The organism is Paraburkholderia sp. SOS3 (assembly GCF_001922345.1).
Lineage (GTDB): Bacteria > Pseudomonadota > Gammaproteobacteria > Burkholderiales > Burkholderiaceae > Paraburkholderia.
In genome coordinates, this window is the sequence record NZ_CP018812.1 from 2,300,714 (window position 1) to 2,313,752 (window position 13,039).

Annotated in this window: 12 protein-coding genes and 1 pseudogene; 2 read left to right on the plus strand and 11 right to left on the minus strand. The window is 65.0% G+C overall.

The genetic code is table 11. The features are described from left to right. Positions 1 to 61: 61 nt before the first annotated feature. Positions 62 to 1,738 carry a UbiD family decarboxylase gene (locus BTO02_RS30395; protein ID WP_075160720.1) on the minus strand — a complete coding sequence of 559 codons (1,677 nt, stop codon included), beginning with the start codon at positions 1,736 to 1,738 and terminating at the stop codon, positions 62 to 64. Positions 1,739 to 2,124: 386 nt separating this feature from the next. Here BTO02_RS30395 and BTO02_RS30400 point away from each other — a divergent pair, with 386 nt between their 5' ends. Both BTO02_RS30400 and BTO02_RS30405 read left to right on the plus strand, forming a co-directional pair. Further along, positions 2,125 to 2,730 (plus strand): UbiX family flavin prenyltransferase, encoded by a 606-nt coding sequence (locus BTO02_RS30400; protein WP_442953466.1) that lies wholly within the window; start codon positions 2,125 to 2,127, stop codon positions 2,728 to 2,730. A gap of 272 nt (positions 2,731 to 3,002) precedes the next feature. Next, positions 3,003 to 3,773 (plus strand): HpcH/HpaI aldolase family protein, encoded by a 771-nt coding sequence (locus BTO02_RS30405; RefSeq protein WP_075161542.1) that lies wholly within the window; start codon positions 3,003 to 3,005, stop codon positions 3,771 to 3,773. On the opposite strand, the pseudogene BTO02_RS30410 reads toward BTO02_RS30405, so the two are convergent. The 10 genes and pseudogenes from BTO02_RS30410 to BTO02_RS30455 form a co-directional block, all read right to left on the minus strand. Then, positions 3,770 to 3,955, minus strand: a pseudogene (locus BTO02_RS30410) (hypothetical protein); the annotation flags it as partial. The gene BTO02_RS30405 and the pseudogene BTO02_RS30410 sit on opposite strands and share 4 nt — an antisense overlap. Positions 3,956 to 3,977: 22 nt before the next feature. Continuing rightward, a complete protein-coding gene (locus BTO02_RS34900) occupies positions 3,978 to 4,835 on the minus strand; it encodes a type II secretion system protein (protein ID WP_198039286.1) in 858 nt (285 codons plus the stop codon). Further along, complete coding sequence (locus BTO02_RS30420; RefSeq protein WP_156884030.1) at positions 4,835 to 5,227, minus strand: type II secretion system protein; 393 nt, start codon at positions 5,225 to 5,227, stop codon at positions 4,835 to 4,837. The genes BTO02_RS34900 and BTO02_RS30420 overlap by 1 nt, the downstream gene beginning before the upstream one ends. 5 nt (positions 5,228 to 5,232) lie before the next feature. Then, positions 5,233 to 5,715, minus strand: a complete 483-nt coding sequence (locus tag BTO02_RS30425; RefSeq protein ID WP_075160722.1) for a type II secretion system protein — start codon at positions 5,713 to 5,715, stop codon at positions 5,233 to 5,235. After that, positions 5,712 to 8,204, minus strand: a complete 2,493-nt coding sequence (locus BTO02_RS30430; RefSeq protein WP_232243588.1) for a secretin N-terminal domain-containing protein — start codon at positions 8,202 to 8,204, stop codon at positions 5,712 to 5,714. Before BTO02_RS30430 ends, BTO02_RS30425 begins: the two co-directional genes overlap by 4 nt. Before the next feature lie 139 nt (positions 8,205 to 8,343). Continuing rightward, on the minus strand, positions 8,344 to 8,901 hold the full coding sequence (locus BTO02_RS30435; protein ID WP_075160724.1) for a hypothetical protein: 558 nt from the start codon (positions 8,899 to 8,901) through the stop codon (positions 8,344 to 8,346). Then, positions 8,898 to 9,515 (minus strand): hypothetical protein, encoded by a 618-nt coding sequence (locus BTO02_RS30440; RefSeq protein ID WP_075161543.1) that lies wholly within the window; start codon positions 9,513 to 9,515, stop codon positions 8,898 to 8,900. The genes BTO02_RS30435 and BTO02_RS30440 overlap by 4 nt, the downstream gene beginning before the upstream one ends. After that, positions 9,512 to 10,063: a PilN domain-containing protein gene (locus BTO02_RS34560; RefSeq protein ID WP_075160725.1), complete on the minus strand. Its 552-nt coding sequence runs from the start codon at positions 10,061 to 10,063 to the stop codon at positions 9,512 to 9,514. Before BTO02_RS34560 ends, BTO02_RS30440 begins: the two co-directional genes overlap by 4 nt. Further along, complete coding sequence (locus BTO02_RS30450; RefSeq protein ID WP_075160726.1) at positions 10,060 to 11,196, minus strand: hypothetical protein; 1,137 nt, start codon at positions 11,194 to 11,196, stop codon at positions 10,060 to 10,062. The genes BTO02_RS34560 and BTO02_RS30450 overlap by 4 nt, the downstream gene beginning before the upstream one ends. Then, the gene (locus BTO02_RS30455; RefSeq protein ID WP_083615456.1) at positions 11,189 to 13,039 is read right to left on the minus strand and encodes a GspE/PulE family protein; all 1,851 of its coding nucleotides are present in this window, start codon (positions 13,037 to 13,039) and stop codon (positions 11,189 to 11,191) included. The genes BTO02_RS30450 and BTO02_RS30455 overlap by 8 nt, the downstream gene beginning before the upstream one ends.

Sequence of the window (13,039 nt, forward strand, 5' to 3'; positions counted from 1 at the left end):
GCTTCGATACACACACGGGGCACGCATTTCCTTCAGCCTGTCGCGCAAATGAGAAGAGTGCTTACATGTGGTTTTTTTCCTCGCTCGCTTCGTCGTGCTTTTCGTCGCGCCTTTCTTCAAAATACCAGGCCGAATCCTTGTTGATCCACTCGGGGCCTACGCGTTGACGCGTCTGCTCTTCGCCAGTCGCGAAGTACTCGCTCTTCACCGCGCGCTGCGCCATTGCTTCGTTACGCTCGTCCCAGTCCCCCATCGAAACGCCGTACCACGGCCATTCGGGGCGCAGCGCCGGCAGGCCGAGTTCTTCCCAGATCGCCTTGGCGTTTTCCATGTATGGCTGCGTCGGCAGCGACATCGGCGGCAGCTTTTCCTTGAGCGTCGCGTTCATCAGGATCACGCCGTCCACCGCGTCGTCGCCGCGCTGTGCGCCCGACGTGCGCGGACCGTGGCCCGTATCGCGGCCGTGCAGGATCTGCACGTCCTTGACCGCGTTCATCCGGTAGCTCATCGACCAGAAAATCGCGTCGCTGTTTTCGGGGTTGATGTCGTTGCTGACCGCGACCACGAGCTTGCCGACCGCCGGCTGCAACGACGCTGCGCCCATCAGTGCGCGCCAGATCTCCGTTTCGGTGGCCTTTTCATTGAAGACGACGATGACGAGCTTGCGCAGATTCGTGAGCGGCTCGTGCATGACGACCTTCTCGACGCTCGAAATACGCAGCGCGTTACGCAGATGGTCGAGAAACAGCGGCTCGAAGGCGACTTTCTTCACGAGCGAGCTTTCGCTCGGCGTAACCTGACTGATGATCGAAACGAGGTGTGCGTTCTTGCGCCGCGTGATCGCGGTCACATTCATATACGGATTGAATTCCTGCAGGTTCACGTGACCGTGCGATTCGCCGAACGGCCCTTCCGGCTCGAGCGAATCGGTCGGCACGAAGCCTTCGATGACGATTTCCGCGTCGGCGGGCACGAGCAGATCGTTGGTCCTGCATTTCACGACGCGCAGCGGCTCGCCGAGAATCGCACCGGCCACGCCGAGTTCGTCGACGTCGATCGGCAGCTTTTGCACCGAGCAGAACGACACGGCCGGATGGCCGCCGATCACGAGCGCGGCCGGCATCGGCTTGCCCATCGCCTTGTACTTGAGCCAGTGCTGGTAGATGCCCTGTCCCATTTCGATCGACGGATTGCAGCCGACGCGGCGCTTGCCCTTGATCTGCCCGCGATACGTGCCCATGTTCTGCACGCCGTTCTCCGGATCGACCGAGATGTACTGCGAGCACGTCGTGTACGGCGCGTTGTCGAAGCCCGGCGTCGAAATCGGAATCGGCAGATGCTCGAGCCCCTGGCCGTCCACGTCGAGGTCGTCGCCGATAAAGCACACTTCCTGGCATGGCGCTTCGTCGACGACCACCGGCTTCAACGGGTTGCTCTTCGCCTGCTGCCACTTCTTGCCGATCTGATCGACAGGCACGCCCATCCCGATCGAATACACCTCGCGGTTGATCGATAGCGCGCCCACCACCACCGGCAATGCGTAGCGACGGCCCTTGCTGTCGACGACGTTGTGGAACACGAACGCCTTGCGGTCCGATTCGGGAATGCCGCCGCGCAATTGCCAGCGCACCAGTGGATGCAACTCGGTATCCTTGTTGATCTCTCGGTGCACGTGCACAACGAGCCCTTTTTCGTCGAGGGCTTGCAGATGTGTCTGGAATGAAGGGAAATTCTTCATGGTGGTCCGGTTAGTGAACGGGGAAATATCAATCGGCGCTACGGCGGATCGTCTATTGCGTAGTACACCGACAGGTAGCGGGCGCGCGGCGGATCGCGCAAGACGGTCAGCGCAGACTGAGGCAGAACCGCTCACGTCGCAAACGGTGATTTCTCATATAAGGCATGAACAGATTTCATCCGATCAGGCATCGAGGCACCCTCGCAGCGGCGCGCACGCAGACGATGAATCGCGCTCATGCCTTGCATGAACAGATTTCGTTTGAGCGGCATGACGTCCGTCATGCAACCTTCAAACTGGAGACGGGGATATTCGACGCGTTTAGCGGCGCATGTCCTCTCAAGCGGACCTCGACGCGGGATAACCGCTCAAACAAGAGAACGATCGTGACAAACCGACGCAAACGTATCGTGGTGGGAATCAGTGGCGCTTCGGGCGTGATTTACGGCATCCGGCTGCTCGACATGCTGCGCGAGCTCGATATCGAGTCGCATCTCGTGATGACGCGCTCGGCGCAGATGACGCTCGCCTACGAAACGCAGTGGCGTTCGGCCGACGTTCAGGCGCTGGCCCACCAACACTATCCGAACGCCGACATCGGCGCGGCGATCTCGAGCGGCTCGTTTCCCGTCGACGGGATGATCGTCGCGCCGTGTTCGATGAAAACGCTTGCCGAAATCGCGACCGGCAACACGGGTTCGCTGCTGTCGCGTGCCGCCGATGTGATGCTGAAGGAACGCCGCCGTGTGGTGCTGATGGTGCGCGAAACACCGCTGCATCTCGGGCACCTGCGCAATATGACGAGCGTCACCGAGATCGGCGCGATCGTCTATCCGCCCGTGCCGGCATTCTATGCGCGGCCCGATGGCCTCGAATCGATGATCGACCATACGCTCGGGCGCGTGCTCGATCTGTTCGATATCGACGCAGGCACCGTCAAGCGCTGGACGGGCCAGTTCGAAGTGGATGTGGCGCGGCTTGCGACGGTTTGAGCGCAGCGCGTAAGCGCCGGCGGTCTGCTCCGCCCGAGCCGATACGACATGGCATCGCGCCCGTCAATGCGCCGCCAGCTCACAGCAATGCATGCGACCCTATTCGAGCAACACGTCTCCCGTCTTCGACATATGCGTCGGGAAAATGCGAACGCGCTGCGCCGCGCCTCCGCGTTCCGGTCGAAGCCAGGCTTGCGATAAACTGAGAGTTCAGTCCGGAAGGTTTTCGACGTATGCGCAACGTCAAGTTCAACCACCGTGGAGAACCCGCCATGCAGCTTGCCGAGAATCGATTCAAACGCGCGATCGCGGCGCGCAAGCAGCAGATCGGCTTATGGTCGAGTCTGGCTCATCATGGGTCGGTCGAACTGCTGGCGGGCGTCGGCTTCGACTGGCTCGTGCTCGATATGGAACACGCCCCGAACGAGCTGCATATGGTGCATGGCCAGTTGCAGGCGATGCTCGGCTCGCCCACGCAGCCCGTGGTGCGCCCGCCGTGGAACGACATGGTGACGATCAAGCGCCTGCTCGACGTCGGCGCGCAAACCTTACTGATTCCCTACGTCGAGACCGAAGACGATGCACGCCATGCGGTTGCCTATACGCGTTATCCGCCCGACGGCGTGCGCGGCTACGCATCGGCGCCGCGCGCGTCGGGCTTCGGACGCATCGCGGATTACGTGAAACACGCCGCGAACGAGCTCTGCGTGCTCGTGCAGGTGGAAAGCCGGCTCGGTCTCGAGAACCTCGAGCGCATCGCCGCCGTAGACGGTGTCGACGGCGTGTTCATCGGCCCCGGCGACCTCTCCGCGGCGCTCGGGCATATCGGCAATCTCAAGCATCCGGACGTGGTCGACGCAATCGAGAAGACGCTTGCGCGCATCGTGGCGGCCGGCAAGCCCGCCGGCATTCTCGCCAGCGATGAAACCCTGGCGCGGCGCTGCATCGAACTGGGCAGCACGTTCACGGCGGTCGGATCGGATGTCGGTATTCTGACGCGCGGCGCCGAACAGTTGCTGACGAAGTACAAGGCAGGCGTCTAACGTAGCAAACTCGGCAACCATGTCGAGAATGACGCAAAGCACATGACGATATCGATCGCACTGAAGATGGCGAGGTAATACGGCGGCGCCGTCTTCGACGTCTCGCCGATCGCGCAACCGATCAACTGCACCAACCCGATCGGCGGATGCACGAGCCCGAGCGAGCAGTTGAGCAGTACGAGGCCCATCACCCATGTCTGCCGCTTACGGCGATGCGTGCGCCTTGTCGAATGGCGAACCGTCGAACGAAGAACCATCGGACGACGGCCCGCCCATAGGCAAAACACTCGACGAACCACTGCCGAACGAACCGCCATTCGACGATCCATCGTTGAACGAACCGCTGACCGATGCACCGCCGCCAAACGGCGTGCTGCCCGGCTGCGTTCCACCGGGCGGCGCGCTGCCGCCGTTCCCCGTTCCGGACGCATCGCCGTTCGGCGTCACCGGGCCATCGGGTGGACGCTGCCCCTGCGTGAGCGTCGGAAAGCGCGCGACGAACACCCAGTCCGAATAACTCTTCCTGTTCGCGAAGCCCTGAAACGCTGCGGGAAAATGCGAGATCTGGATCGGACGCGCATGCGATGCGCTATGAATGCCCACGATCGTCTGCCCATCGGGAGACATCACGAGTACCCAATCGCCCTTGCCCGTCATCGGATCGTCATAGACTCTGCGCAGATGGCGCACGACATTCGGGTAGCGCGGATCGCGCAGCAGGTCTTCGAGCGTGCGCGGCTGCGTCGGCTGGCCGATCGGCGTGGCGGACGCATAGCTTTGCAGCGCGCGCTGGAATTGCGCGCCGACCGCGAGCAGTTCCTTTTCCGCCATGCGCCGCTGATAGATCGCACCGAGTTGCGCCGACGCCGCCGCCGTGATGCTGATGATCGCCAGCAGAATCAGCAGCGCAAGATACGTGTAGCCACCTTGCGAAGTGCGGCGGCGCGGCGCGTGCGCGCGAACGTCAGCGCGAACGTCAGCGCAGACCTCAGCGCAGACCTCAGCGCGAGCGCAACTGCGCGCAAGGTAACGCGGCCTCGTGCGGGAACGCGTCTCGCCCATCACATCGCCCCGTAGGCCTTGCCCTCGGCATCGGTGCCCTCCGCACCGCTTTTGATGTCGTAGACATTGCCGGGAAACTGCTCGTCAGGCGCGACGATCTGCCAGGTCGTCGCGCTGTCGGCCACCGGATCGAACGGCAGCGAGCGCAGATAGTGCTTGTCGACGAGTTCCTGCAGCGAATCCGGATAACGCCCCTGGTCGCCGTAGAACTGATCGATCGCCACGCGCGTGACGTGCAGATTCTGCACGAGCACTTTCTCCTTCGACGAATCGATCGAATGGAAATACTCGGGCAATGCGAGCGTCAGCATCAACGCGATAATCGCGAGCACGATCAGCAGTTCGATCAGCGTAAAGCCCGCCGCGGTCTTCGCATGTCTCGCGCCTTGCATCGGTGTCACCATTTCCGGTAAGGAATGCCGTTCAGGCCAATGCCGTTCGACAGCGAATAGACGTCGTAGACGTCGTCGCCCTCCTGCGGATCGTCGGCTTCGCTCGCATAGGCCCGCTTGCCCCAGGTCGCCGAATCGGCAAGCTGCGGGTCGTTGTCGTTCATCGGATCGCGCGGAATGCGCCGCAGGAAGTACATCTTGTGCGCCTTCGGGTCCTGCTGGTCGGGCACGCCCTGCACCAGCAGTTCGAGATTGGCCGGATAGTCGGTGGCGCCCGCCTCTTTCTGGATGCGCCCATCCTTGCTCGCCGTGTGATACGCGTCGATCGCGTCGCGTATTTCATGCAGCGCCGCGCGCAGGTCCTGTTCGCGTTCGCGCTGACGCATCACCTGTGCGACGGGCACGGTCATGCACGCGAGCACGCCGAGAATCGCCAGCGTGACGAGCAGTTCGATCAGCGTGAAACCGCGCGCGCGCGCCTGCGTCATTTCGGATTCACCGTCAGGTCGTACGGCGTCGGCGGCAGCGCCGTCACCGGAATGCCGGTCAATCCGAGCAGCGTGCCCGGCTGCACCTGGATCGAGGTCTGCGAAGACGGTGCGATCGCGCGGAACGACAGCACCGCATACGTCGCGGACGCCGTGGCGCCCGTTCCGCCCGATGCGGAATCGGACAGGCTCAGCTGGCCGTTCTGCCCGACGCGGCTCGAGAAATTCGTCTGCGCGCCGCCCTGCTTCAGGAAATCGCCTTCGGTCACGCCCGTGAATTGCAGCTTCGAGCTGTCGTAGGTCACGTTCGCGGGCACGATCAGCAGCGGCTGGTCCGCCTGCATCGTCACCGTGACCGTGACCGAGTCGCCGACCTTCACCTGCTGCGGCCCCTGCACCGTCATCTGGGCCGTGCCCGTACCCGGCGCACCGCCGGCGACGACCGGATCGCCCTCGCCGCCGGCAAAACCGCCCGCGCCGCCGCCCACCGTGCCGCTACCCGCGCCGCCGTAGTTCGAGCCGAGCCCGTTCGTGCCCTGCGCGCTGTTGTTGCCGAACCCCGACGATGGCGCTTTGCCCGGCGTGGCCGACGTCGACGACGAACTGCTGCCCGGCGAGAACGACGCGCTGCTGATGCCGTTCGATTGCATCAGACCCTGCGAATTGGTCTCGGTGCCCGCCGAAAAATACGCCGCAGCGGCGTCGGGGCGCTGGATATTGCGGATCAGATGCGGCGTGATCGCAAGCACGATTTCGGTGTTCTTGTCGTCGTCGGTCGTCGCGCCGAACAGGCGGCCCAGCACCGGCAGCTGGCCGAAGCCCGGAATCTTGTTGCCCGACGTGCGCTCTTCGCTGTCGATCAGGCCCGCCAGCACGTCGGTTTCGCCGTTCTTCAGCTGCAGCACCGTGCTCGCGGTGCGCGTGCCGATTTCATAGGCGGTCGTGCCCGAGTTGCCGCCCGATACGACATTGAGCAGGCTGCTCACTTCGAGCGCGACCTTGATGCCGACCGAGTTGTCGAGATAGATCGACGGCTCGACGTTCAGCGTGAGGCCGACGTCGATATAGTTGACCGACTGCGAGACGAAGCCGGTCGAGGTCGCCGTCGACGTGATGTTCGGCACGCGCTCGCCGATCAGGATCTTTGCCTTCTCGTGATTGCGCACGCGAATGCGCGGATTGGTCAGCAGCTTCGCATTCGAATCGACGAGGTTCGCCTGCGCGGTCGCCTGGATCTGCGATACGCCGAGCGTCTTCGACGTCTGGTGAAACAGGTCGTTCAGCGACAGCGCCGGCGGGTTGCTGCCGCCCGAGGACGGGATGCCGAACGATCCGCTGTTGAACGGGTTGCCGAATCCGTTGCCCGTGTTGTTGCCCGAGCCCGTATTCGAGATCACGCTGCCGACCGGCAGCGGCGTCACCGTGAGCGAATCGGGCCACTGTATGCCGAGACTTTGCGTGCTGTTGCGCTGCACCTCGAGCACTTCGACTTCGAGCATGACTTCCGGCTCCGCGACATCTTCGAGTGCGACGAGCTTTTCGGCCATATGGATCACATCGGGCGTGTCGCGCACGATCACGAGATTGAGCTTCTCGTCGACGACGATGTCGTGCGCCTTGAGGATCGTCTTCAGCGTATTCGCGACTGTCTTCGCTTCGGCGTTCGACAGGAAGAACGTGCGCACCGCGAGCTCCTGGTAGTCCTTGAGCTTGGCCGGCGTATTCGGGTAGATCAGCACGGTGTTTTCGTCGAGCACCTGTTGCGCGAGCTGGTTCGTCGCGAGCACATAGCGAACCGCGGCTTCGATCGTGCTGTTTCTGAGGAAGATCGACGTGTGCTGGTCGGTGCGCACGTCCTTGTCGAACAGAAAGTTCATGTTGGCGCTGCGCGAGATCACATCGAATACCTGCTTGAGCGATGCGTCCTTGAAATCGATATGGATCGGCCGGCGGTAGGCCGCGGCGAGCGCCGCCTCGATGCGCGTCGCGCCCGAATCGAGCGTGAGCCGGCGCTGCAATGCGAGCGCGCGCGGCTGCTCGGGCGCTTCGGTCAACACCTGCTCGACGAGGCGGCGTGCGCCGGCCACGTTCTGCTTCGCCGCCATCGCTTCGGCTTGCGCGACGAGCGCATCGAGTCGCGCGGCCTGATCGAGCGCGGCCAGTCCGGCCAGTGCCCGTTCGTTTTCCGGGTCGAGCGTCAACGCATGCTGATAAGACTTGCGCGCCGCATCGCGTGCGCCGCTGGCGGCGAGACGGTCGCCCTGCTCGTTGTCGTGCGTCAGCGTGCTCGCGCGCACGGCGAGCCAGGTCGCGCGATATTGCGCGTCGTGCGGCTCCTGCGTCATCGCTTCCTGCATTTTCGCGAGCCCTTCGTCGACCTTGCCCTGCGCGACGAGATCTTCGCCCGCGCGATAGGCCTTCTGCGCCGCGCAACCGGCCAGCAGCACCGGCAAGGCAACGGCGAGCACGAGCGGCGCCAGCCACTGCAAGGAGGCGCGCCGCGCCCGCCGTTGCCGGCGCGGCATCTCGCCCGACGCGGCACCGCCGCCCGGACCCCGATGGCCATGTTGTTCTAGTGATTGCGTATGCAACGACTTGCTTCCTGTAAATGCTTTCTCTTATTGCATGTCAATCGGCGCTGCCGATATCGATGGTCTGGACCAGCTTGAGCGGCAGGTACGTCAACGTCAAAACAGGCGGCTTGATCGAGTCGACGCGATAGGTCGCATCGATCACGGATTTGTCGTGCACGATCACGGTCTCGTCGCCGTGCGCGAGATAAACCTCCCACGCACCGTCCGACGCCTGTTTCCCGATATAGGTGAACGGCAGGGTCGGCGCGATCGGCGCGGACGGCAGCGGCGGCACCTGCGCACCAGCCGGTGCGACCGACGGCAACGCGGGCGCCCATGTCTGGCTGCCGAACAACGCGTGATGGCCGCCGCCGGCCGAGCCGAACAGTTCCTTGCGCGAGCGCAGCGCGCCGACCGCGACGAGCGCTCCGTTGTCGGGATTCGCGGCCGATGTCGCGTCGGTGCCGCGCCCGGCCGGGGCGGCTGTGCGGGCCGCCGCGGCCGCGCGCGGCGAGGCTTCGACAACCTGATCGGGCGCGTCGTGACGACCGAAGATCAGCAGGCCGCCGCACACGACGAATGCGACCGCGAGCACCGCGTGCAGAGGCTTCATCGTTGCGCCTCGCCCGCCGCGACCAGTGCGGCGGTATTCGCGGCGCCCTCGCCCTGCTGCACGGGCCGCAGGAATACCGTAAACCGCAGGCTCGCCTCGACGGTCTGGTCGTTCGCGGAACTGCGCTTGAAGCGCATGTCGTCGAGCGCGGCGTAAGGCACTGTCAGCAGCACTTTTTCGCAGAAGCGGCGCAATTGCGCATAGTCGCCCTTGACGGGCAGCACGATCGAGTAGGTCTCGAAGCGCCCGGCCGCATCGCGCGCCGGCTTGTATTCGGTCTTGTCGAGCACGACGCCGGTCTCGCTTGCGGCGTCGAACAGATGCATGACGACCTGCTCCGTGTGACCCGCATCGCCGAGCGCGGCGTAAAACGCATCGAGCCGCTGGGCCGCGAGCGCCTGCGGAGAAATCACCGGCGCGGGCGGCGGCGCCGATCGCGCGCGCGCGACGGCGCGGGCTTCGTCGGCGATACGCACGGTCAGACCCGGCAGCAGCACGAACCACATCGTCGCGGCGCCGATCGCGAGCCCGCCCGCCGCGAGCGCGTCGATACCGGTGCGGCGCAGCGCGAGCCGGGTCCACAACAGCGCACGCATCAGATCCGGCATCTTCATGACGCGCTCCTGCGCCATCGCGCTTCGATCTGGAAGCGGATCACGCCGTCCATATGGTCTTTCGACATCTCGTGACGCACGAGATCGACGCGTCCGAACAGCGGCTGCTGCTCGAGCGCCTGTAGATAACCGATCATCGCGTCGCTGCCGGCGCCCTCGGCTTCGATGCGCAACAGCGCACGGCTCGCGTCGGGCGTGATCGACAGCAATGCGACCTTCGGCGGCGTCGCCGCTTCGACTGCGTCGAGAATGTCGTCCCAAGGCAAGTTCAGGCGCGCGACCGCTGCGTTGACGGCGGCGCCCTGCTTCGCGTCGACCGGACGGCTCGCGACGCTCGCGCGTGCGCGCGCCGCTTGCGCGTGATGCGAGGCAATGCGCTCCTGCTGGCGCTCGAGCACGTCGAGGCGGCCCAGCAGTTTGTGCGCGCGCACGCCGGCGATCACGCATGCGATCAGCGCGGCGAGTGCAAGCACGCGCATCACCGGATGGCTGCGGTACAGCTGACGGCGAGCGCTGAGCGGCGCGAGATCGATATGCAGGCGCTTCATCGCGAGGCACCGCCCTGGCTGCCGAATACCAGTTGCGCGGCGGAAGACCACGTCGCGATCGCGCCTTCAGGCGATGCGAACGCCGCCTGAACGGCAGTGCATGCGCGGACCTCGATGAAGCTGTCGATCGGGTTCGGGCTGGGGTCCAGGCTCGGGTTCAGGCTCGAGCTCGCGTTCGTGCTGCTGTTGCCGGACATCGCCGCGCGCGGCGTTTGCTGCCAGGCCGGCGGCAACGGGCCGTACACATGCAGCAGTTTCGGTGCGTGCACATTGTCCAGCAGCGCCGTACGCACAAGCTGCTCATGCAGCCATGCGAGCGGCGGCGCTTCTTCGACGAGCTTTAGCGTGCGTATCGCCGCAAGGCGCGCACGCCGCCCGGCGCCGTCGATCACGCCGAGCGTCAGCGCGCCATCATGCAGCGTGGCGAGCCACGCATCGCCGGTCACGCGGCGGCGCCAGCGGTTCCAAGCGCCGATGAAATTGGGCGCTGCCGAAACGAGACAACTGCGCCGTGCACGCGCCGCGAGTCGCAGCGCCATATGCATGCGCAGCGGCACCGCGCACGCGAGAAATGGCCGCGCCGCATGCCAGTCCGCGACGAGATGCCATGCCGCCGCCGATTCGCCATAGAGCACCTGGAAGCGCACCTCGGCCGCGGTGCGCAGGTCCTGCACGCGCGTGCCGTTCGGCGGCGGCGTCACGATGAAGTAGCGCACGAGGTCATCACCGAAGGTCGCGTGGATCGGCAATCCGCCGCATCCGGACTCGTCGAGCGCATCGCCGATCGCGGCGGCGAGTTCGTCGGGCGTCAGGGCGGGCGATGTCGCGCGCAGCGAACGTTCCGCGAGAAGCGGCGGTGCCGCTGCCTGACGTAACGCAACCGCATTTGTCACGCTGCTCGCCGCTGGGCCGACGCTCGAATTCGCGCGAGCATCGGCGAGCAGCCCTGTTCCCCCATGCCGCGCGCCCAAAGCGTTCACTCCGTCACCGCGTCCGCCGTTCGTGCGCAATATCGCCACGCCGTCTCGCGACAACCCGATGCGGCACACGCCGCGCCGCCACTTCAGCGAAACGCGCGGCAGCCCCGGTATCGAAACCGGCGTTGTGCTCCACCGCTTCAACACATCACGCATTGAGAGTCACCCGTTTCACTTCGGCGAGCGTCGTTTCGCCGCGCTTCACCTGGGCCAGCGCAACCTCGCGCAAATGGCGCGTGCCGTTGCGGCGCGCGACTTCCTTGATCAGGCGGATCGGCTGCTTCTCGACGACCATATCGCGGATCTCGTCGTCGAGAATCAGAATCTCGGCAATCGCGCGGCGCCCGCGATAACCGGTGCCGCGGCAATCGCCGCAGCCCGCGCCCTGGCGGAAATCGAAATCGGCGACCTCGGCGCGCGTGAGACCGACGCGCGCGAGTTCCGCGTCGGTCGGCGTATAAGGCGTCGCGCAATGCGAGCAGTTCACGCGCAACAGCCGCTGCGCCCAGATGCCGTTCAACGCGGACACGAACGCGTACGGATCGATACCCATATGGCTAAAGCGGCCGAACACGTCGAACACGTTGTTCGCGTGCACCGTCGTCAATACGAGGTGGCCCGTCAGCGCGGATTGCACCGCGATCTCGGCCGTCTCGCGGTCGCGGATTTCGCCGACCATGATCTTGTCCGGGTCGTGCCGCAGAATCGAGCGCAAGCCGCGCGCGAAGGTCAACCCCTTCTTCTCGTTGACTGGAATCTGCAGGATGCCCGGCAGCTGATATTCGACCGGGTCTTCGATCGTAATGATCTTGTCGCGGCCGTTATGAATTTCGGTGAGCGCCGCATACAGCGTCGTCGTCTTTCCCGAGCCGGTCGGACCCGTGACGAGCAGCATGCCGTATGGCTCCTCCGCGAGACGGCGCAATGCTTCGAGCGATTCGCCGTCGTAGCCGAGCGCTTCGAGCGTCAGCGACCCGTACGCTTCGATCATCGCGCGCTTGTCGAGAATACGGATCACCGCATCTTCGCCGTGAATGCTCGGCATGATCGACACGCGCAAGTCGATATCGCGCCCGCCGGCCGCGACGCGGAAACTGCCGTCCTGCGGCACGCGGCGCTCGGCGATATCGAGTTCCGCGAGCACCTTCAGGCGCGAGATGACCTGCTCCGCGGTTTCGACGCCGTGTATCGTCGCCGCCGCATCGAGCACGCCGTCGACGCGGTATTTCAACGCGAGGCCGGTCGCCGTGCTTTCCATATGGATGTCCGATGCGCCTGCCTTGAGCGCATCGTAGAGCGTCGAATTGACGAGCTTGACGGCGGGGCTCGCGGCCTCGCTGACCGTCTCGAACGACAGCACCTGCGCGGTGCGCCCGTCGGCGCGCGTGTCGCCGCCGTCGGTCACGAGGCTGTCCACCGCGCGCGCCGATTCCTCCATGCGCGTGTGGTAAGCCTGCAGATCGGACGGCAGCGTGACGCGGATCTCGATCGGGCCGCCTGCCTGCGCGGCCAGCCACGTCTGCAGGTCGAGATCGAACGGACTCGTCACGACGCCGATCAGCGTGCCGCAGAGGCTCGCTACGCGATCGTTCGCGTCTTCCGGCAGATTTTGCGCCGCGTGTTTGACAGTATTGTCCACATCGCGCAGCAACGCGCAGCGTCGCTGCATCGCGCGCGATAACGGCACGCGGTCGAACGCGGGCTGCATCGCGAGCATCGCAGGCGTTTCGATCACCTGCATCGCAAGCTGCTGCGCGAGCGTCTGCAGCAGCTCGCGCGGCTCGCTGCCGGTCATCGCTTCGAGCTCCACGATCAGATGACGCTGCGTCGCGGAGGCAGCCGCGCGCGCACGCGCGAGCAGTTCGGCATCGAGCTTCAATACCGGCCGCGCGAGCGAAACCGGTTGCGCGGACAACGATCCGGCCGGCGCATCGGACACATCGGACGCATCGGGCACACCCGGCACCCCGGCGGCCAGCGGCACCACATTCGCGGGCAT

Coding starts and splice junctions, on each gene's coding strand:
- BTO02_RS30395 (WP_075160720.1), bottom strand. CDS start 1,738: ATGAAGAATTTCCCTTCATTCCAGACACATCTGCAAGCCCTCGACGAA.
- BTO02_RS30405 (WP_075161542.1), top strand. CDS start 3,003: ATGCAGCTTGCCGAGAATCGATTCAAACGCGCGATCGCGGCGCGCAAG.
- BTO02_RS34900 (WP_198039286.1), bottom strand. CDS start 4,835: ATGGGCGAGACGCGTTCCCGCACGAGGCCGCGTTACCTTGCGCGCAGT.
- BTO02_RS30420 (WP_156884030.1), bottom strand. CDS start 5,227: ATGCAAGGCGCGAGACATGCGAAGACCGCGGCGGGCTTTACGCTGATC.
- BTO02_RS30425 (WP_075160722.1), bottom strand. CDS start 5,715: ATGACGCAGGCGCGCGCGCGCGGTTTCACGCTGATCGAACTGCTCGTC.
- BTO02_RS30435 (WP_075160724.1), bottom strand. CDS start 8,901: ATGAAGCCTCTGCACGCGGTGCTCGCGGTCGCATTCGTCGTGTGCGGC.
- BTO02_RS30440 (WP_075161543.1), bottom strand. CDS start 9,515: ATGAAGATGCCGGATCTGATGCGTGCGCTGTTGTGGACCCGGCTCGCG.
- BTO02_RS34560 (WP_075160725.1), bottom strand. CDS start 10,063: ATGAAGCGCCTGCATATCGATCTCGCGCCGCTCAGCGCTCGCCGTCAG.
- BTO02_RS30450 (WP_075160726.1), bottom strand. CDS start 11,196: ATGCGTGATGTGTTGAAGCGGTGGAGCACAACGCCGGTTTCGATACCG.
- BTO02_RS30455 (WP_083615456.1), bottom strand. CDS start 13,039: ATGCCCGCGAATGTGGTGCCGCTGGCCGCCGGGGTGCCGGGTGTGCCC.